19 protein-coding genes are annotated in these 20,828 nt (G+C 50.3%); 10 read left to right on the top strand and 9 right to left on the bottom strand.

The features are described from left to right. Nucleotides 1-278 precede the first annotated feature (278 nt). Both ABEB26_RS17320 and ABEB26_RS17315 read right to left on the bottom strand, forming a co-directional pair. The gene (locus ABEB26_RS17320; protein WP_345723292.1) at nucleotides 279-1,055 is read right to left on the bottom strand and encodes an anti-sigma factor; all 777 of its coding nucleotides are present in this window, start codon (nucleotides 1,053-1,055) and stop codon (nucleotides 279-281) included. Continuing rightward, nucleotides 1,048-1,668 carry an RNA polymerase sigma factor gene (locus ABEB26_RS17315; protein WP_345723291.1) on the bottom strand — a complete coding sequence of 207 codons (621 nt, stop codon included), beginning with the start codon at nucleotides 1,666-1,668 and terminating at the stop codon, nucleotides 1,048-1,050. The genes ABEB26_RS17320 and ABEB26_RS17315 overlap by 8 nt, the downstream gene beginning before the upstream one ends. Nucleotides 1,669-2,315: 647 nt before the next feature. On the opposite strand from ABEB26_RS17315, the gene ABEB26_RS17310 reads away from it, so the two are divergent. After that, nucleotides 2,316-4,334: an RICIN domain-containing protein gene (locus tag ABEB26_RS17310; RefSeq protein ID WP_345723290.1), complete on the top strand. Its 2,019-nt coding sequence runs from the start codon at nucleotides 2,316-2,318 to the stop codon at nucleotides 4,332-4,334. Nucleotides 4,335-4,457: 123 nt separating this feature from the next. Here ABEB26_RS17310 and aroF read toward each other — a convergent pair whose 3' ends face one another. Further along, entirely contained in the window at nucleotides 4,458-5,483 is a 1,026-nt protein-coding gene (gene aroF, locus ABEB26_RS17305; protein ID WP_345723289.1) for a 3-deoxy-7-phosphoheptulonate synthase, read from the bottom strand. 74 nt (nucleotides 5,484-5,557) lie between these two features. Further along, complete coding sequence (aroH, locus tag ABEB26_RS17300) at nucleotides 5,558-5,962, bottom strand: chorismate mutase (RefSeq protein WP_345723288.1); 405 nt, start codon at nucleotides 5,960-5,962, stop codon at nucleotides 5,558-5,560. A 689-nt stretch (nucleotides 5,963-6,651) separates the two neighbouring features. Between aroH and ABEB26_RS17295 the strand changes: the two genes are divergently transcribed. The 7 genes from ABEB26_RS17295 to ABEB26_RS17265 all read left to right on the top strand — a co-directional run bounded on the left by ABEB26_RS17295 (nucleotide 6,652) and on the right by ABEB26_RS17265 (nucleotide 14,290). Next, nucleotides 6,652-7,614, top strand: a complete 963-nt coding sequence (locus ABEB26_RS17295) for an ABC transporter permease subunit (protein WP_345723287.1) — start codon at nucleotides 6,652-6,654, stop codon at nucleotides 7,612-7,614. Beyond that, nucleotides 7,614-8,642, top strand: a complete 1,029-nt coding sequence (locus ABEB26_RS17290) for an ABC transporter permease (RefSeq protein ID WP_345723286.1) — start codon at nucleotides 7,614-7,616, stop codon at nucleotides 8,640-8,642. The genes ABEB26_RS17295 and ABEB26_RS17290 overlap by 1 nt, the downstream gene beginning before the upstream one ends. 128 nt (nucleotides 8,643-8,770) lie before the next feature. Beyond that, nucleotides 8,771-11,047, top strand: coding sequence for an ATP-dependent helicase (locus ABEB26_RS17285; protein ID WP_345723285.1), 2,277 nt, complete (start codon nucleotides 8,771-8,773; stop codon nucleotides 11,045-11,047). Nucleotides 11,048-11,066: 19 nt separating this feature from the next. Beyond that, the gene (locus ABEB26_RS17280; RefSeq protein ID WP_345723284.1) at nucleotides 11,067-11,738 is read left to right on the top strand and encodes an O-methyltransferase; all 672 of its coding nucleotides are present in this window, start codon (nucleotides 11,067-11,069) and stop codon (nucleotides 11,736-11,738) included. A gap of 439 nt (nucleotides 11,739-12,177) precedes the next feature. Further along, a complete protein-coding gene (locus ABEB26_RS17275; protein WP_345723283.1) occupies nucleotides 12,178-12,570 on the top strand; it encodes a YybH family protein in 393 nt (130 codons plus the stop codon). A gap of 2 nt (nucleotides 12,571-12,572) precedes the next feature. Then, nucleotides 12,573-13,211, top strand: coding sequence for an FMN-binding negative transcriptional regulator (locus ABEB26_RS17270; protein ID WP_345723282.1), 639 nt, complete (start codon nucleotides 12,573-12,575; stop codon nucleotides 13,209-13,211). A gap of 158 nt (nucleotides 13,212-13,369) precedes the next feature. Next, nucleotides 13,370-14,290, top strand: coding sequence for a hypothetical protein (locus tag ABEB26_RS17265; RefSeq protein ID WP_345723281.1), 921 nt, complete (start codon nucleotides 13,370-13,372; stop codon nucleotides 14,288-14,290). A gap of 50 nt (nucleotides 14,291-14,340) precedes the next feature. Here ABEB26_RS17265 and ABEB26_RS17260 read toward each other — a convergent pair whose 3' ends face one another. Together ABEB26_RS17260 and cutA are read right to left on the bottom strand one after the other, a co-directional pair. Continuing rightward, complete coding sequence (locus ABEB26_RS17260; RefSeq protein WP_012191680.1) at nucleotides 14,341-15,039, bottom strand: response regulator transcription factor; 699 nt, start codon at nucleotides 15,037-15,039, stop codon at nucleotides 14,341-14,343. Further along, entirely contained in the window at nucleotides 15,039-15,374 is a 336-nt protein-coding gene (gene cutA, locus ABEB26_RS17255) for a divalent-cation tolerance protein CutA (RefSeq protein ID WP_345723280.1), read from the bottom strand. Before cutA ends, ABEB26_RS17260 begins: the two co-directional genes overlap by 1 nt. Nucleotides 15,375-15,602: 228 nt before the next feature. On the opposite strand from cutA, the gene ABEB26_RS17250 reads away from it, so the two are divergent. Both ABEB26_RS17250 and ABEB26_RS17245 read left to right on the top strand, forming a co-directional pair. Next, a complete protein-coding gene (locus ABEB26_RS17250; protein WP_345723279.1) occupies nucleotides 15,603-16,592 on the top strand; it encodes an ABC transporter substrate-binding protein in 990 nt (329 codons plus the stop codon). 29 nt (nucleotides 16,593-16,621) lie between these two features. Next, nucleotides 16,622-17,899 carry a HAMP domain-containing protein gene (locus tag ABEB26_RS17245; protein WP_345723277.1) on the top strand — a complete coding sequence of 426 codons (1,278 nt, stop codon included), beginning with the start codon at nucleotides 16,622-16,624 and terminating at the stop codon, nucleotides 17,897-17,899. A gap of 35 nt (nucleotides 17,900-17,934) precedes the next feature. On the opposite strand, the gene ABEB26_RS17240 is transcribed toward ABEB26_RS17245, so the two are convergent. From ABEB26_RS17240 to ABEB26_RS17230, 3 genes are all read right to left on the bottom strand, one after another. Next, nucleotides 17,935-18,588, bottom strand: coding sequence for an HAD family hydrolase (locus tag ABEB26_RS17240; RefSeq protein ID WP_345723276.1), 654 nt, complete (start codon nucleotides 18,586-18,588; stop codon nucleotides 17,935-17,937). Continuing rightward, nucleotides 18,575-19,474: a DMT family transporter gene (locus ABEB26_RS17235; RefSeq protein ID WP_345723275.1), complete on the bottom strand. Its 900-nt coding sequence runs from the start codon at nucleotides 19,472-19,474 to the stop codon at nucleotides 18,575-18,577. The genes ABEB26_RS17240 and ABEB26_RS17235 overlap by 14 nt, the downstream gene beginning before the upstream one ends. Nucleotides 19,475-20,332: 858 nt before the next feature. After that, on the bottom strand, nucleotides 20,333-20,785 hold the full coding sequence (locus ABEB26_RS17230) for a tetratricopeptide repeat protein (protein WP_345723274.1): 453 nt from the start codon (nucleotides 20,783-20,785) through the stop codon (nucleotides 20,333-20,335). Between the last annotated feature and the right edge of the window lie 43 nt (nucleotides 20,786-20,828).

Raw genomic sequence — 20,828 nt, 5'->3', positions numbered from 1 at the left:
TGTGGATTTTGCCTAAGTTGGGCGATTGAATCTATAGTAGTCGATCGCTTGCAAGCAGCTATCGAACAAACTAACCAAAGCTATAGCTAGCTAGCTTGTATAAACTGCACAAAAATAGACCCTCTTTGTGCATAAAGTGCCCAAACATTTCGCCATGAATTTTGGAAATTTGCTTAAATTGCCTAGAAGCGGAAGTGCTGCTGGAATTTGTGGGGTAGCCAGTGGTTTGGGCAAAAATAACCGCCAGTCAATCTCCCATGACTGGCGGTTGGGTTGGTTTAGGCATCGATTGTGCCAACTGCGAGTGGATTTGAGGTTGGTTGTTGGCTGCCGCCTGCTGGCTCGACCGTAATTCCGAGCAAGTTTTCGGCTCCAGTCGAGGGCAGTCGATCGATCCAAATCAAGGCATCGCCACTGGTATCGACCCCAAACACTTCCATGCTTTGGGGCGTGCCATCGGCAATCAGCCAAAGTTGGTAGCTTTGGTTAGCGGCCAAAGGTGGTAGATGGCTAGCTCGTAAATAACTATGGCCAGTTTGCGGATTAACGATGATGTTGATTGTGCCGCCAGCCATGCCGCTGCCAGTATCGGCCAATGGCACAAGCTGCGTGCCCGATTCGCCGAGCAACGCGGTTAATTGCTTATTTTGCTCAACCAAGGGTTGTAACCCCCCAACCTCGTTTTGCAATTGCCAAATTCGGCCACCAGCGCCGCCCAGTAGCACCAAGAAGATGGTGAGCGCGGTTGCAATTAAACGGTAGCGGCGGCCAAACAGGCTTGCCAGCCACGATTGGCGTTGGGTTGGTTGGTTTAGCGGTTTGGTTGGCACATTTGAGGGCGTAGCCAAGCGCTCGCGAAAACGCTCGTAAGCTCCGGCGGGCGGATCACGCTGCTCAACGCTCCATAACAATGCTTGGGAAATACGCCGATATTGAGAATAGCGTTCTTGCGCTTGGCTATTTGAGGCCAAATAATCCTCAACCTCGGCTGCTTCATCAGCAGGCAGAGCACCAAGTGCATAGAGTTCGATAAGTTCATCACGTTGGTCAGTCATTGAATACCCCTGTTTTGGAGAGAACGGTGCGGAGCCGTTCCATGCCCCGACGAATGCGGGTTTTGACCGTCCCTAAAGGTTCACCTGTTGTTGCGGCAATCTCCAGATGGCTCAGGCCACGAAAAAATGCCAATTCGATCGCTTGTTGTTGGGCTTCGGGCAAACTGCGCAAAGCGTCACGAACCTGCCCAGCTTGCTCATGCTGGATGGCTTGGTCGGTCATATCAGGTTGGTTTGGGTCGGAAATGAGGCCAAGCATGAGTTCGCTGGCTTCAGCATCGACCGCTTGCGGGCGGCGGCTGCGCTTGCGAACTGCATCGATTGCGACATGATGGGTCATACCTAAGACCCACGAGCCAAAGCGGCCACGTTGTGCGTCGAAACTCCCTGAATAACGCCAAACCCGCTCTAAAACATCTTGCATCACTTCTTCAGCATCGGCCTCATTGCCCAAAATCCGCAGTGCCAACGAGAAAATTGGCCGGGCATAGCGCTCGTACAATGTTTCTAAGGCCTGTATGTTGCCTGCGGCTAGCTGAGCTGCCAACGCTAAATCTGCCTGATCACCCGAAGCTGCGGCCCGCGCCACATTCGAAGCTGGTTGATTTGCCACTGAAATCCTTTCTGATCTTATGTTCGTCATCCAACGAAAAATGGATGCGATGGGCCATAAGATAATCAGTATGCATCCAGACTAATTGATTCTAACGTATAGCGTGCATCCATCCTAAATCTGCGTCTCTAACCTATTTTTCTGCCTCAATCAGTGCCTAATTGGTAATTTTTGTATGTTCACCGCAATTAAGTGCTTTAATGTAATTTAATGCAATTAATTATGGTTGTAATTAATTACAAGCGATAATGCTGCTTGATTACTCAATTGATGTTTGTTTGATTCGCTTGTTGGCTGCTTGAGCAAAAGCTACGCCACCAAACATCAAGGTGTAAGCATATACGTGCATTTGGCTAAAATAGGATGTCGCTGCTGGAAGGATGCATATGGTGGGCGGGTACTGGAGTGATCAGGCGCGTTTGCCCACTAAGGCTGATTGAACCTACAATCTATCTTCCCCAAGTTTAGCCATTCCTCGCAAAATCTGCAAGTGGCGATTTACGGATTTAGCCCATCCAACAGCCTCAATTTTGCCATTTTTATACTTCTCTCGTCCTCACAGCTAAATCTAGCTTCTTTTGGTCATTGAAATAAGTTACAGCCTCAGTCTATGATTAATTAAATAATTTTAATAAAAAGGAGTTGTGATGATGAACCTAAATCATCGTCATTGGCGTTGGGGGCTAGTGCTGACTTGCCTTAGCAGCGTGCTGTTTGGGGCGCTACTGACCCAGCCAACCCGCGCTGCCGAGCCAATTGTGGTCAATGCCGAGGGCTACACCACCCGCAACTATGGCAGCGTGAGCTTTGAAGGCATTAACTATGCGGTGCAAAGTAATGTTGCCAACGAATATGTACCTAGTATGACCCATTCGTACAGCGATATGGGCAGCTATTATTTGGTTAATAGTGATCATAGTTTGCCGAATGTGCCCAATATTACTACCGGTGTGTTGTGGTCAACTGGCAACAAAAATCGCGGTTGGGCGATCAACAGCGAGTACGATATTCGGGCGTTGGTCCAGGCCAATGGTGGTTTGTACGCGCCTTATCAGACCATGCCTGGCTACCAATTGGGGCCATGGAATGCTAGCACGCCCTGTTGCGGTTGGACGTTGCAGCGCAATACTACTGGTTTTTATATTCAGGCCGATGGCAAGGTGCGCGTGCCCAAAACGCCTGCTGCCGCCCAACAAACCTGGGATGCCAACCAAAGCCTGACCGCCATCAATACCACCAACGATATTGTGGCCGTTACTGATGTGATGTTTCCTGGCGACGAGGATTATTACGCTGGTAACACCTATTTGCCTCGTTCAGCAGGCGTGCTCACCGCCAAATATAAACATTACGACAATCGCAATACTCATATTTATTGGGGCTTGAAGGGCCAGCATGTGCGCGAGGTTGAAGATTGGGAAGCCGATGCACCGGGCGGTAGCAAACGCAAAATCTATACTGGCGGTTTCAAAATCGACGAAAGTGATAATGGTCAAGTGTGGGCTGGCATTTCGCATGGCAACGAATTTGTTGATCTTAATTTGCAGCCGAGCGTAACTGCCCAACAACTTTACAAAGTTGAGTTGTGGATTCAACGGCCAACAGGCATGGAATATTGGGGCGGTTTGAGCTATCAGCAAGGCGCTGATGGCAAATGGCGAGCCTTTGGCGATGGTAGCCATGTGACCAATTGGGGCAATGGCACGTTTGGCTTGGTAGCAACCGCCTATCGCAATCGCAACGAACGCTTGTTGTTGGTTTATCGCGCTTTGCCTGGTGGCGATAATCCGCCAACGCCCACCCCGCCACCACCGCCACCAAGCAATGCTGCATCCTTTAATCTGATCAATCGCAGTAGTGGGCTATGTTTGGATGTTGCTGGGGCGAATGCCGCTGATGGCAGCAAAGTTCAGCAATGGACCTGTAATAATACTCCCGCACAACAGTGGGAATTACGCTTGGCCGAAAGTGGCTATTATCAATTAGTTTCAAAAGCAACTGGCAAATGTTTAGATCTGGCTGCTTGGAGCACTGCCGATGGTGGAATCGCCCATCAGTGGTCGTGCGGCAATAATCAAGCGAATCAGCAGTGGAATTTTCAAACCGTCAGCGATGGTTGGCTGCGGATTGCCAACCGCAACAGTAGCAAATTTCTCTCGATCGTCTATGGTTCGCTAGAAACTGGGGCGGCGACCCACCAATGGCCTTGGCAGGGCAATCCCGACCAACAATGGCGGATTCAGCCTGTGGGCACACTGCGAATTGCCAACAAAAATAGCAATAAATGTATTGATGTTGCCAATAATAACAGCGCCGATGGCACGAATATTTTGCAATGGCCTTGCTATGATGGCCTCGCCCAGCAATGGCAATTTCAACATAGCGATAATGGCTATTACAAACTGCGTCACCCCAGCAGCGGCAAAATGCTCTCAGTTTCGGGCGATTCAAGCGCCGATGGGGCCAATATTCACATCTGGACAGCGGTGAGCAATTCGAGCCAACAATGGCGGCTTGAACTACTGGAAGATGGTTTTATGCGCTTTATCAATCGGGCAACCGGCAAAGTGGTTGATGTGGCTGGTGGCAGCAACGCCGACAACGCCAACATTCAGCAATGGACTTGGAATAGTAGTAATGCCCAACGCTTTAAACTGACGAATTAGTTTTTTAACCACAAAGGACACGAAGAGCACGAAGATTAATTACTTGGGTTATTGTGTTTTTACAAAACCCAAGTGTTCAACTAACCTAACATTCGTGCTCTTCGTGGTTAAATTTCCCCTGCGTTATGCGACTGCTAATTCTGGTTCTAGGGCAGCGATCAGGCGGCGAACTTGTTGCATCAATTGGGCAAAGTTGAGGTGGTTGAGTGATTGAGGGCCATCTGAGGAAGCGCGGTCGGGGTCGTGGTGAACTTCGATCATCAGACCATCTGCGCCAGCGGCCAAGCCTGCCAAAGCCATTGGCTGCACCAAGTACCATTTGCCAGTGCCATGACTGGGGTCGGCAATAACGGGCAAGTGGGTGCGCCGCTTGGCAACTGCCACGGCATTTAAATCGAGGGTGTTACGGGTGGCTGTTTCGTAGGTGCGAATGCCGCGTTCGCAGAGAATAACATTACGATTGCCAGTGGCGAGGATATACTCAGCCGCTAACAACCATTCTTCGACTGTAGCCGAAGGGCCACGCTTGACCATGATCGGCTTGCCAGTTTGGCCTGCTTCTTCCAAGAGCGCGAAATTTTGCATATTACGAGCACCAAGTTGGATGATGTCGGTGTAACGGGCAACTAATTCAACATCACGGGTATTCAGGGCTTCGGTGATGATTGGCAAGCCAGTTTCTTCTCGTGCTTGAGCCAAAATCTTCAAGCCTTCTTCGCCCAATCCACGGAAAGCATAAGGTGATGTGCGGGGTTTGAATGCGCCGCCACGCAGAATGTTGGCACCAGCTTCCTTGACCGCATGAGCCGTGCGTAACAATTGATCGGCACTTTCGACTGAACATGGTCCAGCCATGATCACTGGTGTCCCGCCGCCAATTTCCAAATCGCCAACTCGAATGACCGTATTGTGTTGTTGGAACTCACGGCCAGCCAATTTGTAGGGGCGGGTGATGCGCAGCGTGGTTTGAACACCGCTCATTGATTGCAACTGTTCTTCTAAGCCAGCCGGAATTTTTGCGCCTACAACACCAATCACAATCCGTTCCTCACCTTCAGATAAATGGCCTTTGAGATTATTTTCGGCTAAGCGAGCCAAAACAGCGTCACGGTCGGTCAGATCAGCGTGGGACTTCATTACAACGATCATGGTCAAATGCCTCCAAAATTAACAAACCCTAAGTACCAATACCAAATACCGTCGCGAACGAATGGCAGCCAGGTTTAGGCAGGTTGCCAGGTGGGCAGGTTCAACAACGCTGTTGATTGAGCGCGCTCAGGGCGCAATTTGGCGGCATCGCCAAGATAGCAATGTATGATCTCGCTGGGTTTGCGGCTGGTGTTCCACAAAATCAGCACCCGAATACAGAGAGATAAACTACCAGGAACATCCATTTCGTGTGCACACAGCATGGCCAAGTCGTTCCAGCCAAGCTGACGGGCAGCCAAAGCTGGGAATTGCGCGTTGAGGTTGGATGACGTGGTAAAAAAGACACAAGCAATATCATCAAGATCAATCTCGTTGGCTTGAACCATGGCCAACAACAACTCGCTAGTTGCTGCCAATACAGCCTCTGAACTATTTTCCAGCGCCACCGTTGCACCGCGAACTCCACGACAAACGAGCATAGCATCCTCCAGTGAAGCACAACAAAAAGCGCGGAGCTTGTCGCTCCGCGCCGAAGGGTATTTCCAAAATCAGTAAGGTGTGTCTAATCCTTCGTAGGCAGCGACAACTCAATATGGCAGCTAAAGTAATAAAAATAGCTGCTAAAGAATGCATATGAGTTAAAGCTGTTGAAAGATTGCATGGTTGACAGAACCTTGTATCAATTACGATTGGCCGGAGCATACCACATGGCTTGCTATTTCGTCAAGTACTAATTTAAGCAACAAACTTAACAATCTTTCGAGGGGTCAGTTGTCAGGGTTCAGTTTTGATCCACGAAGCACACGAAGTTACACGAAGGCTGAAATCGCGAAGCTCGCGAAGGTTCAGTTTTTAGCCACGAATTCCACGAACCCTAGTCTATTCATCCAACAGCGAGAACCTGATCCCTGACCCCTAGCCCCTAACCTCTTAACTTCACCCCTTATCCTTCATCCTTATATAATCCTCTGCGCCTCTGTGTTAAATCCTCGTGCCTGACCCCTGGCCCCTGATCTCTGACCCTATGTTCTATGTTCTTTGCTACATATATAGGCTGCTAGCCAATTGTGCCAAGCTCGGTCGTAAGGCTGAACCTTTTGTTAAACGAATGAGTAATATACATAACACCTCAACGCTCATTCCTCAGGGCCAATTGGAGATTAGAATTATGAGCCGACTCTTGCTTCGCAAACTTGCGTTGTTGATCGTGTTAGTGCCGACATTACACTTTTTAGGGGCGTGGTATGCCTATCGTCAACAGGGCTTTTTTTATCCACCCAAAGAAGTGTCAACGCAAACAGGCAATGGATTTAATGTATCGTATGAGTTCGATGATCGTCCGTTTATGACCCACTATCGTGGTGTGCTTGCCGCCATGGTCGATGGTGATTTGGGGCGGATTGAACGGACGAAAGTCGCTGAATATATCGATGATTTTATTCTCCGTTCGGCGCAATTGTTGGGCGTGGCATTTCTCGCGACGATCGTTCTTGGCTTGGGGATGTGCTTATTGGCAATTTCGCCGCGCACTGGGCGGGTCTCGCCAACAATGGTCACAATCTTTACCTTGGGCAATGCGATTCCTGGCTTTTTCTTGGGTACATTGTTAGTTTTGGGTTTGCTCTATGCCAAACGATCTGGCTGGACGAACCAATTGCTCTTGCCAGTGCAAGGCTATAGCACCTCCAAACATCTAATTTTGCCAGCATTAACCTTGACTTTGCGTCCAGCGTTTTATATTGCCTCGATTGGTGCAAGCTTGCTCGAACATGAATTTCAGCAAGATTATGTGCGGGTTGCCAAAAGCAAAGGCTTGCGTTGGCGAACGATTGTGCGTCGCCATGCCATTCCTAATGTTGCGCCGGCGGTGTTTGCTAGCTTAGGCCGTGGCTTACAGATGGTGGTTGGTAGCTTAATTTTGGTCGAAGCCTTGTTCGATTGGCGCGGTACAGGTTGGATGCTATTCAATACACTGACTAATTCGCGCTCAATTACTTTTTTCAACCCATTGATTTTGGCTTTGCTGCTGGCTATGACTGGCGCAATTTTGATTTTGGTGGATTTGTTAGCCTCAATGCTGAGCTTATGGATCAACCCACTTGGGCGGCAAGCTAGCGCAGGGAGAGGCTAATGGTTAAAAATCTACCACTGACCTTTGGTTTAAGCATTGTTGGCTTGATGCTGCTGATTGCGATCTTCGGCCCTAGCCTTGCCCCGCATGCTCCAGCCGAGGAACATCGCGCCTTTCGCTATGAGGGCCAACTCTACGGCGGCCCGCCGATGCAAGCCTTGCCCCCCTTCAGCCATCCCGAATATCCCTTGGGCTTCGATGATATTAGCCGCGATTTATTGAGTCGGCTGTTATGGGCGGTTCGACCAACTTTAGTGCTCTGTGTAATTATCGCGGCGGTGCGCTTGCTACTTGGTTTGGTGGTTGGCGGAGTGGTTGGCTTTTTGGGGCCACACGTGGCAAGTTGGTTGGATACGATTACTACCATCACCAGCGCCTTGCCAATTTTGATTGTAGCCTTAGGGTATTTGATTTGGACTGGCGGCAGTGCCGTAATTGTCTATCAAGGGGTTACGCCGATCACTGCCAATAATGCAGGTTTGGCGGCGTTTATTGTTGCCTTATGTATGACTGGTTGGGTTAATAGTGCCAGCGTGGTGCAAGGCTATGTGCAAAAGATTTTGCATGCGCCCTACTTGGAAAGCGCTCAGGCAATTGGCCTGAATCGCTGGCAAATTACGCGGCGCTATATTTTGCCCCAAGTTTGGCCGTTGCTGCCAATGTTGCTTGCTAGCGAATTAACCGCCGTCACCTTGATTGTGGCTGAACTTGGCTATTTGGGCTATTACATCGGCGGTAGTTATATTTACACTGATAAAACCACCGATAGCCCCTTACCCGATATTGTCAAGCAAAAAGCTGGTCAGCCTGAACTTGGTCAGATGCTTTCCGACTTTTTTGGCCAATATAGCCGTGCACCGTGGGTTTCAATTTTTGCTGGGCTGTTGATGGTATTACTATTGGTTGGTTTTACGCTCACCAGTGAAGGCTTGCGCCGCTCGTTGGATATTACACGGCCTCGCCGTTGGTATTGGCGCAACCTGTTGCAACGCAAAACTAGCAAATCTAAGCTAAATCAGGCTACCTAGGGCTTTGCTATCGCCAATCATTTTTTGCTGTCGCTCACCTGTTCCACCTCAGCGCCGGAACGGGTACAATAGAGAGAGCAACATACTAAACATCACGGTTATCGACCGTCACAATAAGGACTAGATCAATGACTCACCCGCTGCTGATTGGGTTGAACGCCCAACAACAACGCGCAGTCCAAGCGATTCATGGGCCAGTGTTGGTGCTGGCTGGCCCAGGCTCGGGCAAGACCCGCGTGCTGACTCATCGGATTGCCTATTTAATTAATGAAGTTGGGGTGCGCCCCTATAACATTTTAGCCGTCACCTTTACCAACAAGGCTGCCCGCGAAATGCGCGAACGGCTTGGAAATTTGATTGGCGAAAGTCGGGCGCACGATGTAATGATGGGCACATTCCACTCAATTTGCGCTCGTTGGTTGCGCCGCGATATTCAGCATCTGCAACGCGCCAACGATTTTGTGGTCTATGATGCCGATGATCAGCAACGGGTAATGAAGCAGATTTTGCGCGAATTGGATTTAAGCGAGAAGCAATATAATCCGCGTTCAATTCATGCCCGCATCTCCGCTGCCAAAAACGAGATGATTGGGGTAGCTGAGTTTGCCCGCAGCGTTAGCAGCTATTTTGATGAAATTGTCTTGCGCTGTTATGAGCGCTACGAAAAACAATTGCTAGCCAATAATGCTCTCGATTTTGACGACCTGCTGCTCAAAACCGTGAATTTATTTGAATATCATCTCGATGTGCTGGCGCGGTATGCCGAACGCTATGTGCATGTGATGGTTGATGAGGTTCAAGATACCAATCGGGTGCAATTTTCGCTGATCAATCAGGTTGGCGCTGGCCATAACAACTACTTTTTGATCGGCGATATTCAGCAATCAATTTATGCTTGGCGTGGGGCGCGGTTGGCGAATGTGCGCGAATTTGAAGAGGCGCACCCCGATGTCCAAATTATTCCACTAGAGCAAAATTACCGTTCCACCCAACCAATTCTTGATGTCGCCCAATCGATCATCGATGCAGCTTATGATCGTCGCCATACCACCAAAATCTGGACTGATCAGCAGGATGGCGAGTTGGTTTCGTTGGTCGAGGCCTATGATCACAATGAAGAAGCGCGGTGGGTGGCCGATGAAATTATGCGCATTCGGGGCCGCGAAGGCCGCTCACTCGATGATTTTGCTGTGATGTATCGCACCAACGCCCAATCCCGCGCCTTTGAAGAAGCCATGATCAGCCGCAACCTGCGCTATCGATTGGTCGGCGGCACGCGCTTCTACGAACGCAAAGAAATCAAAGATATTGTGGCATATCTGCGAATTATCCATAATCCCCACGATGAAGTTAGTTTGCTACGGGTGATCAACGTGCCAGGCCGCAGCATCGGCGATCGCACCCAGCAAGAGCTATTGCAATGGGCACGCAATCTTGATGTCTCAATTTGGGATGCCCTCGAACTGCTAGCTACCAATGAAGCCCAAAGCCCGCCGATCAGCGGGCGAGCACGCAACGCCGTTGAGCAGTTTCAAAAATTGGTCGCTGGCCTACGCGATTTGCGCCACGATTTGATGCTCGGCGAGTTGATTCAGCGCTTGCTTGAGCGTGTGCCCTTGCAAGAGTTGCTGGTAGCCGAATATGGCGAAGAAGAAGGCGCAGAGCGTTGGGAAAATATTCTCGAATTGCAAAACGTTAGTATGGAATATCTGGCCCTGCCTACCGAAGATCAATTGCCGCGCTTTTTAGAAGAAGTCGCCTTGGTTAGCGATGTAGATAGCCTTGATTCCAACAAAGAGCGCGAGCCTGGTGTGACCCTGATTACGCTGCACCAAGCCAAGGGTTTAGAGTACCCGGTGGTATTTTTAGCAGGCTTAGAAGAAGGCTTGTTGCCGCACGGACGCTCAGTCGATGATCCTGAAAGCATCGAGGAAGAACGGCGCTTGCTGTATGTTGGGACAACTCGCGCCAAACAACGGCTGTACATGCTCTATGCTTTCAAACGGGCAACTTGGGGTCGCACCGATATCACGATTCCTTCGCGCTTTTTGGGCGATATTCCCAAAGATTTGCTGCAGCGCACGCCCACCCGTGAAGTCAAACAGATGCCAGTTCATGCGGCGACCCAATGGCAAAGCAATCCGCCGCAACGCACGCGGGGCACGCAACCAAGCACCAGCAGCATGTGGAGCGGCGCGAGTGGCCCAGTGCGGCCAAAACGCCCCGAACGTGAGCCAAGCGCCGCCAGTTATAGCGCTGGCGATAAAGTGCGCCACGCCAACTTCGGCGAGGGTGTGGTGGTCAGCAGCAAAATGGTCGGCGACGACGAAGAAGTCACGGTGGCGTTTCCAGGCAAAGGTGTGAAAAAGCTCTTAGCCGCCTTCGCCAAACTCGAACGGGTCTAGCACGGTTTAGGAGGAATCGATGAATCAAACAATGTGGGATGCGGTTGATCAGTATATTTCCGATCGATTAGTCCAAGCTGACCCAGCCTTGGATGCAGCCTTGCAGGCTAGTGCCGACGCTGGCTTACCACCAATCAATGTTGCACCCAATCAAGGCAAATTGCTGCATCTGTTTGCGCTGATGTGTGGGGCTAAACGCATTTTAGAGATTGGCACGCTGGGTGGTTATAGCTCAATTTGGTTGGCTCGCGCTTTGCCAGCCAATGGCAAATTGATTACCTTGGAATATGAGCCGCATCACGCTGAGGTTGCCAAAGCCAATATCGTTAAGGCAGGCCTGAGCCAAAAGGTTGAAGTTCGGGTTGGCGCAGCGCTCGATAGTTTAGCTCAGTTGGCCGAAGAAAAGATTGAGCCATTCGATCTGATTTTTATTGATGCTGACAAGCCCAATAACCCGCACTATTTGGCTTGGGCACTCAAATTTGCCCATGTTGGCACGGTGATTATTGGCGATAATGTGGTGCGCAACGGTGCAGTCATCGATCCCAGCAATCCAGACCCAGCGATTCAAGGAACCCGCCAGTTGTTTGATGATTTAGCTTCGAACTCCAAGCTGACGGCGACAGCCCTGCAAACTGTGGGCAGCAAAGGCTACGATGGCTTTGCAATTGCGATTGTCCAGCAACTCTAAAATTAATTGATCGGCCATGGTTCAAGCCAGTTGAGACTAATCAACTGGCTTACTTGTTTAAGCATAATTCGATGACATAATCAATCTCGATCACATGGTTGCTGGCTAGAAATAATTAATTTCTGCTTGATTATGATTCTATACCTCTCCATTTATTGTCATTTAGGGGGTGCAGGGGGATGAAAACACCCTTCGGTCCCCGCCTTGAGGCGGGCTTACAGAATAGGTTTGGTCAGCCCTCACCCAACCCCTCTCCCACGGCGGCGGGAGAGGGGGCTAGGGGGTGAGGGCTGACCAATCAACGGCAAATTCTACCCAATCATTATTAAAAACCTACCCTTGCAAGAATGCAAATTGTTTAACACTGCAATGTTCAGTCGTTGGGCGGTACAATCAGCTGAGTTTCATTGGCATAATTGGCGTAATCAAGGAGGAAGCGATGCTCGACGATCAGATGATCCTGCGCGAATTGGTCACAACCTGGATTCAGGCGACCGAAGCTGGCGAGGTAAGCAAGATTTTGCCCTTGTTGGATGATGATGTAATTTTTTTGGTAGCTGGTCAAGCGCCGATGCGCGGCAAGCCAGCCTTTATAGCTGCTTCTGCTGGCTTGAGTCAATTCAAACTCAAAATCGATTTTGAAATTCAAGAAATTAAACTTAATGGCAAATGGGCAACCTGCTGGAATCAGTTGCGGGTGCAGATTCAGCCGCAGCATGGCAAACCGCCGCTTGTACGAACTGGTGATAGCTTTTCGTTATGGCAAAAACATGCCCATGGCTGGCTTTTGCTGCGCGATGCCAATATGCTCCAAACATTGAAAGAGGCATAATCATGTATATTCCCAAACATTTTGCCGAGCCAAATCCCGATGTATTGCATGAATTAATCCAACGCCAACCTTTGGCGACGATTATTACGATTGGCGCTGAAGGCATCAATGCTAACCATATTCCGTTGTACCTCGATCCTCAAGCGGGTGAATTTGGCACACTCTATGGCCATGTGGCGCGGGCTAACCGCATGTGGCAGGAGCAGCATTCGCAACAGGAAGTTTTGGCGATTTTTCATGGAACTGATAGCTATATCACGCCAAGTTGGTATGCCAGCAAAGCTCAAACTGGTAAGGTTGTGCCAACTTGGAATTATGCTGTGGCCCACGCCTATGGCCCTTTGCAGGTGATCGACGACCCACAATGGTTGCGCCAACAGCTTGAGCGGCTGACCAACCACAACGAAGCCAGTTTTGAGCATCAGTGGCAGGTTGCTGATGCACCACACGACTATACCGAAGCCCTGCTCAAAGCGATTGTTGGTATTGCGATTCCAATTACCCGCTTGCTCGGCAAATGGAAAGTTAGCCAAAATCAGCCGCAAGCCAACCAACAAGGCGTAATCGCAGGTTTAGCGGCAAGCTCAGAACCAAGCGCCGCCGCCATGATTGAGCTAATCAAACAACGCCAATCGTCTTGACAGATCTGTATACTAGCCAATGTAAGATGCTGTGGATTGTTAGACCCTTCCTTGCAGCTACCCAGCAGCTCGCTATGCTCTTGTTTGATTGACCCACTATGTTTTTTTGCACTTGGGTCAATTGATTTGGGATTCTTGTTTTAGGAAGGAGTATGCACATGGCTCAAGGTTTATGGGCACGCCGCTGGGCGAAATTTCAAGCAGTTGGCTTGATCTTGCCAATCTTGGCAGCCTGTGGGGCAAGCACAACCGAGGATCGGACAATTGCCTTAGCAACTGTGCCACCGCCAACCGCCACCGCCACAACCGCACCAACCGAGGTTCCAGTTGCTACAAGTGAGCCAACCGTTGCCGCGACCAATCCGCCTGCTACGACTGCAACCACTGAGGCCTCCCCAACTGCCACCTTTACGCCAGAGCAAGCCGAACTTGAACGGCGCTTTCGGGCAGCAGTCAGCGATGCCGAAATTGCCGAACCCAGCGAAATCTCAGATAAGCTGACGATCGTCGATCCCAGCAATAGCAACCTCGTGTGGGATGAAGCAACAGGCCGAGTGTTGGTGGCAACTTGGACATCGTGGAATGGTTACGATAGTTTGGTAGGCCAAGAAACCACGACCACCCGCGAAACTTGGGTGACCGCCGTGCCCGAAATGCAAAACTTCTGCAAAGCCTACGTCCCAACTAGCGATGTACCATTGACGTTACGTTTGGAGCAATTGCTGGGCTTGCCTGCCAACAACGGCAAAAATCGGATTGTGCATTTGTGGGTTCCAGCCGAAGATCTGTTTCGGCCCAGCCCCGACCCTGAAATTAGCGATAGCATTGCCCAACTCGAAATGCCTGAGCCAAGCGCCTTCTCTTCGCAACAAGATTATGAATTTAGCCGCGATTGGTTCAATCTCCAACGCAGCCTCTCGTATGATCCCAAGAATGGCTACCCTTGGACACGCCTAGGCTACACCTACGATTGGGGCAATCAGGCTAGCGAAGTTGGTTTAAGCGAATTTGTGGTGTGGGCTAAAACCACGGTTAAAGTTGAGAGCGTCACCCAAAATGCTGAATATTGCCAGCCCTAATTGAATCGAAATACCCCTCTCCTACTTGTTGTGGGAGAGGGGCAAGAATTTTAGCCTTCGATAAAGCGATAACCAATACCCCATTCAGTCTGAATCAAATTCGATTCAGCATCGATCTCGCTTAATTTCGAGCGTAAGCGCCGAATATGCACATCGACGGTGCGGGCATCAACATATTCATCGTAGCCCCAAACTTGTCCTAGCAACACTTCACGGGTAAATACTTGGCCTGGGTGCGAAGCCAAATAGGCCAATAAATCGAATTCTTTGGGACGCAAGGTTAATTGCACATCGCGGAAGGTAGCGCGGCGACGAGCATTATCAAGCTGCAAGCCACTTGAAGTTGGCGCGGCATCACCAATCTGTTGGCGCAAACGGCTAGCCTCGGCAGTACGCCGCAACAATGCCCGTACTCGGGCTACTAGTTCGCGAGGGGAGAATGGTTTCACCACATAATCGTCAGCGCCCAACTCCAAACCGACGACCCGATCAACCTCATCGGCACGGGCAGTTAGCATAATGACTGGTTGCTCAAAGCCTTCGGCTCGCATTTGGCGTAACACCCCAAAGCCATCGATTCCAGGCAAGCCAATATCCAAAATCAATAGATCATAGGTTTCGTTGCGCAAGCGTACCAAGGCATCTTCGCCTGAGCCAGTTTCGCCCACTGCAAAGCCTTCGCGCTCAAAGCGCGAACGTACTACATCGACCACACTTGGTTCATCATCAACAATTAAAATACGTTGCATTAGGCATCCTCATTGGTCATGACTTCGCTCAAAATCCAGTTTAGAAAGCGTTGCGAGCCATCAACAATTGGCAAGGCAATAATTTCGGGCAGCGAATAGGAGTGCAATTGTTCGACGCGCTCGATCAAACTGCCCAAGGCATCGGCCCTAGTTCGCACAATCAACAAGATTTCCGACTCTTCCTTGAGCACTCCATCCCAATGATAAATCGAGCTTATTTGGGGCAAAATATTGACACTGGCGGCCAGCCGTTCAGTAACCAAGGCGCGGGCCAACGTGCGGGCCTCATCAGCATTACTGGTGCTGATCAAAACAACATGGGCTGTATCCGACATAGCTCCTCCAGATCGATCTAAGCCATTGCTGTGTCTACTCTACCTTAAAGCCATCGATCTGCAAGAGGGTTAAGCTGTTACCACTTGTTAATCCCCCATTGCATCGAAGGCTATACCTAGCGAGTTTAGCGATTTGGCCTATTGAGTCGGGCGAATTGGCTGTGCTAGGATAGCCAACGCAGCATCACATGAGAGTGAGTGTACATAGTGTCCATCGGAGCGTACCCTATGTCACAGCATGCATTGATCAAACGTTTATTAATTTTGGTAACACTGTTAAGCTTGGTGGCTTGTGGCTCAAGCGAAGCTAGCCAACCGGTAACTGCTAACAAAACTCCTAAAACCTATGCCGATTTGGTGATTGGCTATTCGCAGATCGGTGCTGAAAGCCGCTGGCGCACCGCCAATACCCTCTCGATCCAAGAAAGTGCTCAAGATTTAGGCGTTGACTTACGCTTTGCCGATGCCCAACAGGAACAAATCAACCAAATTAATGCAATTCGTTCATTCATCACCCAAAAAGTTGATCTGATTGGGGTTTCGCCAATTGTTGCTGATGGCTGGGATGCGGTTTTTGCTGAAGCCAAGGCCGCTGGCATCCCAATCATTGTGGTCGATCGCACGGCCAATGTGCCCGACGAATTAATTACTGCCTTTATTGGCTCGGATTTTGTGCTAGAAGGCGAACGCGCTTGCGAAGAAATGGCCCAATTGCTCGATCAAAAAGGCACAATTATTGAGCTAGAAGGCACGGTTGGCTCGGCTCCCGCCCGTGATCGCAAAACTGGCTTTCATAATTGCTTGAAAAAATATCCCGAAATGCAGGTTTTGGTCTCAAAAAGTGGCGATTTTACCCGTGCTCAAGGCAAAACCGTCTTACAAGGCCTGATTAAGCAATATGGCACTGATTTTGATGCGATTTATGCCCATAACGATGATATGGCCTTGGGGGCGATTGAATTGCTCAAAGAATTAGGCATCAAGCCTGGAGTTGAGGTCAAAATTGTCTCGATTGATGCAGTTGAAGATGCCTTCAAGGCTATGATTGCTGGCGATTTGAATGTCACGGTTGAGTGTAACCCGCTGCTTGGGCCACAATTTTTTGAAACTGCCCTAAAAATTGTCAACGGCGAGCCATTTGAACGCTGGGTTAAATCGAACGAAGGAATTTTTCGCCAAGCAACTGCCGACCAAGATCTGCCTAAACGGCGCTATTAGTCGGTTGAGAATTGGCTGAGGTATGGTTCATGCAAGCTTTTGGTTTGTTCAAAACAATGGGTTTTCGGCAGCGTTTATTTTTGGCGCTTGGCAGCCTGAGCGTGTTGGTGCTAGCGGTTGCGCTTTTGGCCTTCTTTACTCTGCAATCGATTCGTCGTACCTCACGGGCTGCGGCCAACGACCGCGCCATGAGCATTTTAGCCAGCGAAATTTCAATCCATGCCTTGCAATGTCGGCGCTATGAAAAAGATTTTTTGCTTAATGCTGGCAATATTATCGCTCAAGATGCTCCATTGCAGCAGTGGCATGCAGCCAGTTTCGAGCTAGGCAAGGCGATCAAAGAATTTGAAGATGCAGCTAGCAGTGAACTTGATCAAACTCAAGCACAGGTTTGGCGCGAAGCTTGGCGCGATTATGTGCGTGGCTTCAGCAGCGTAGAAATTGCGGTCAACGAAGGCTCGATCAACGATACCCAAGCAGCAGTCAAAACCTTTGAGGCCGCCCAAAACAATATTCAACTATTGACTGATCAGTCCTATGATCTGGCCGAAGTTAAAAACCATGCTTCGCAGGCGAGCAGCGCCGAGCTAGATTTGGCAGGTCAGCAAGCAATTATGCGCCTAACAGTTATTTCGAGCGTGATTGTGTTGCTGGCCTTGTTGACCTCATGGCGCTTCCCACGTTGGCTGATCAAGCCGATTCAGAAATTACAAACCAGTGCTGAACGCCTATCCAGTGGCGATCTTTCGGCGCGAGCAGGGCTGCGGCTGAATGATGAAATTGGCATGCTTGGGCGCAGTTTCGATCAAATGGCCCAAACCCTTGAGCAAAATACTAACGATTTGGCCAATGAATATGTTGTTGCTCAAACTGCCCGTGAAGAAGCCGAAGCCGCCCGTAGCCAAATCGAACACCAATTGTTCATGATTCAGCAGCAAGCTCAAGTGATTGCTGAAATGAGCACGCCAATTTTGCCATTAACTAGCCACGCTTTGGTCATGCCCTTGGTTGGGGCATTGGATCAACAACGGATTCAACAGGCTCAAGCCCGTGCCTTGGAAGCAATTCAAGAGCGACGGGCAAAATATTTATTGCTCGATATTACCGCTGTACCAGTGATCGATACTCAAGTTGGCCAAAGCTTGCTGCACCTACTGCGTGCAGCACATTTGCTTGGTTGTCGTTTGATGTTGGTTGGCGTGCGCCCCGATGTTGCCCAAACCATCGTTGGGCTGGGGATTGATCTTGGCGATATTGCCACATGTAGCAGTTTGCAAAGTGGCATTGATCGAGTGCTTAATCACTAGGCTAAGCCAGAACAACGGCGTTCTGGCTTGGCCGATTAGGCATTAGCTTGCAGTTCAGTCAAAACCTCGGCTAAACTGGCATATTGCCAGACTGCTGCCGGAAATTCTAAATATTTGGTGACACTATTGGGCACGGCATACACGGTTGCTCCCGCTGCCAAGCCGGCTTGCACTCCTTGGGGCGCATCTTCCAGCACAAGGCTGGCCTGAGCGCTGGCTCCCAACAATTCGGCAGCCCGCAGAAAAATATCGGGCGCTGGTTTGCCATTGGCAACTTCCTCACCCGTTACCGTCGCCCCAAAACAATCGCTCCAGCCAAATTTGCGCAACACCATGCTCAAATATGGGCGCGGCGACGAGGTTGCAACCGCAATCGGGAATTGCTGTTGATTAAGCCAACGAATAATTTGATCAGCATAGGGCATGGCTTCGGCTTCGTGCTCAACCAGTTCGAAAATCAATTGGCGATGCTCAGTAATCGTTTGCTCGATGCTTAACGGCAAATCGAAGCTCTCGACCAACATTTTGGCATTATCGAAAGCGCGACGACCAACCATGCGATGGCCCCAATCGGCTGCACAGGTTTTGTTATAGCGAGCCAGAAAAACATCCAATGCTCGCATACTGACAGGCTCGCTATCGACCAATACCCCATCACAATCGAATAAAATCGCCTCAAACTGTTTCATTAGGCTCCTGCTTTTTAAATAGTGCTAGTGGTGGTAATTCGGCAATTACAATCCCGATCATCATTAATAAACCGCCCCAAACAAAGGTTGATGAAATAGTTTCGTTGCCGAAGGTCGAGGCAAACAGCGCCGCAAAGACTGGCTCTAGCACGAAAATCAGGGCGGTGCGGGTTGGCGAGGCATAGCGCTGTACGATAATCTGAATCGCCAGCAACACCGCCGTACAAATGATGCCCAAATAGGCTCCAGCCCAAAAAACGTCGGCGGGCAAGGCGGGTACAGTTTCAAACAACAAGCTGCCAATTCCAGCGACGACAGCGACCACAGCCACTTGAATCAAGTTCATGGCAATCGGCGAGGCCTGTTTGGTCCAGTGGCCAATCGCCAGAATGTGGCCAGCAAAGGTCACAGCACAAATAAACACCAAGAAATCGCCCCACAACGAAACTGGTTGCGAGCCAGCTTGGGCCGCAGGGTCAATCGAAAGTACATATAAACCAGCGACCGCCAGCACAACTCCAGCCCAAACTTTGGCGCTGACTTTGGTGCGCCACAGCACTGCACCCATCAAGGGCACAAAAATCACGTTCAAACCGGTAACGAAGCCAGCGCGTGAGGCGGTGGTCATGCTAATGCCAATGGTTTGGGTGATGTACCCAACACACAGCAAACCACCAGTAATCAAACCTGCTTGCCAGTCGGTGCGCGTCCATTGACTGAACGATTTAATCGCCCATGGCAGCAGAACTAAGGTTGCTAAGCCAAAGCGCAGTGCCACAAAGGCCAACGGCGGCCAATGATCAGTGGCATCGCGAACCACAAAAAATGTGCTGCCCCAAAGCATCACAATCAACAAAAGAATCCCATCGCTTTGCCAGCGCTTCATTGCAGCACCCTTTCAGGCTAGAATCAGATCGTGCTCATAGTATACGGAGATTTTGCTGCTGCCCAGTGTCTGCAACAGGTTGTTTCCGCAGCGCTCCAACGGGTTGTTCCCACTGACCCGGGAGCCGCACCGTGCGATGGCGGGTAATGCGCATCAACAGATGCCAGTCGTAGGACTGAATCGCGTGATAGGTGGTCGATGACCACAGGCCGCGATCAGTCAGCACCAGCACCGTTCAGCCAGCAAGGATGGCGGGCTGGATCAGGGCCAGCAGCTGCACCCATAGCGGATTCCAGGCCTGTTTTTGGCTGGCGGACAGGATTGTCCATGATGGTCAAACCGGTGAAGCGATCGCGTAGTGGGGTCGCATCGAGGGTCAGGGCGAGCTAGATTTCGGTCTACAAGCGGAATACCCACGCAGGAGCATGGCAAAGCAGGTGGTCACATCGAGCATTTGACGCTAGTCGTCGGCTTTGTGCGAAGCATCGAAACACCATTCATACAGGCGCTGTTCGACGTATTAACCAGCAGAGTCAACTATGTCGCAATCGTGCGTTGTCCACCGCCGCAGGTGTGGACAATCCCCAAACTCCACCACGCAAGGCCACGGGCAAACGCGCGACTTCAGTGGGGAAAAGCGCTTGACACGGCGGCTTCCCATGGCGATAATCCGCAATGACCCGCCATAGACCCTCCTGTGATCCTGAATTCGACACTCGTATCATACCCGATAGATCGTGGCGGATCTCGCTATGCTTAAAAACCTACCCCGTAAGCCCATGCTCCTCTCCCACTGCGGCGGGCGAGGGGAACCACACCACCAATGCGCCCTTTCGACTTTTGCCTTTTGACGCTCTTTCATGTCTGATACTTCATACTTTTGCCAACCGTCGGTGTCACTTGAATAAAGCGTTGCTGCACGTTCTTGCGGGTCAGGCCGATGCCAGCGATTGAGCAAATCAGGCTGATTAACACTAAAACTAATACTAAGCGCAAAGCCCATGGGTTGGGCGGGGTTTTAGGTTCGGAAGGTTGGGTGCGGCGTGGGGCAAACAGGATTTTTGGGGGAGCCAGCAAACGCAATAATTCAGTTCGCGCTGCATCACCTAGCTCACCCTCGGGGTCGGCAAACGAAACGTGGTCAAAATGGGCTTGAGCTTGTTCACGGTCATTCAATTCGGCATACACGCGCCCACGCTCAACCAGCGCCGCCAGATTGGCTTGGTCAGCGGCAAGTAGTTGGTTCAGAATTTGCATAGCGCTAGCATAATCGCCACGCAAACGGGCATTTTGGGCAGTTTCAAGTGTCATCGTTTAAAAAAGGGCGCTGTGGCCAAAACCACAGCGCTGCTTG

The organism is Herpetosiphon gulosus (assembly GCF_039545135.1).
Lineage (GTDB): Bacteria > Chloroflexota > Chloroflexia > Chloroflexales > Herpetosiphonaceae > Herpetosiphon > Herpetosiphon gulosus.
This window is presented reverse-complemented; position numbering and strand designations above follow the sequence as displayed.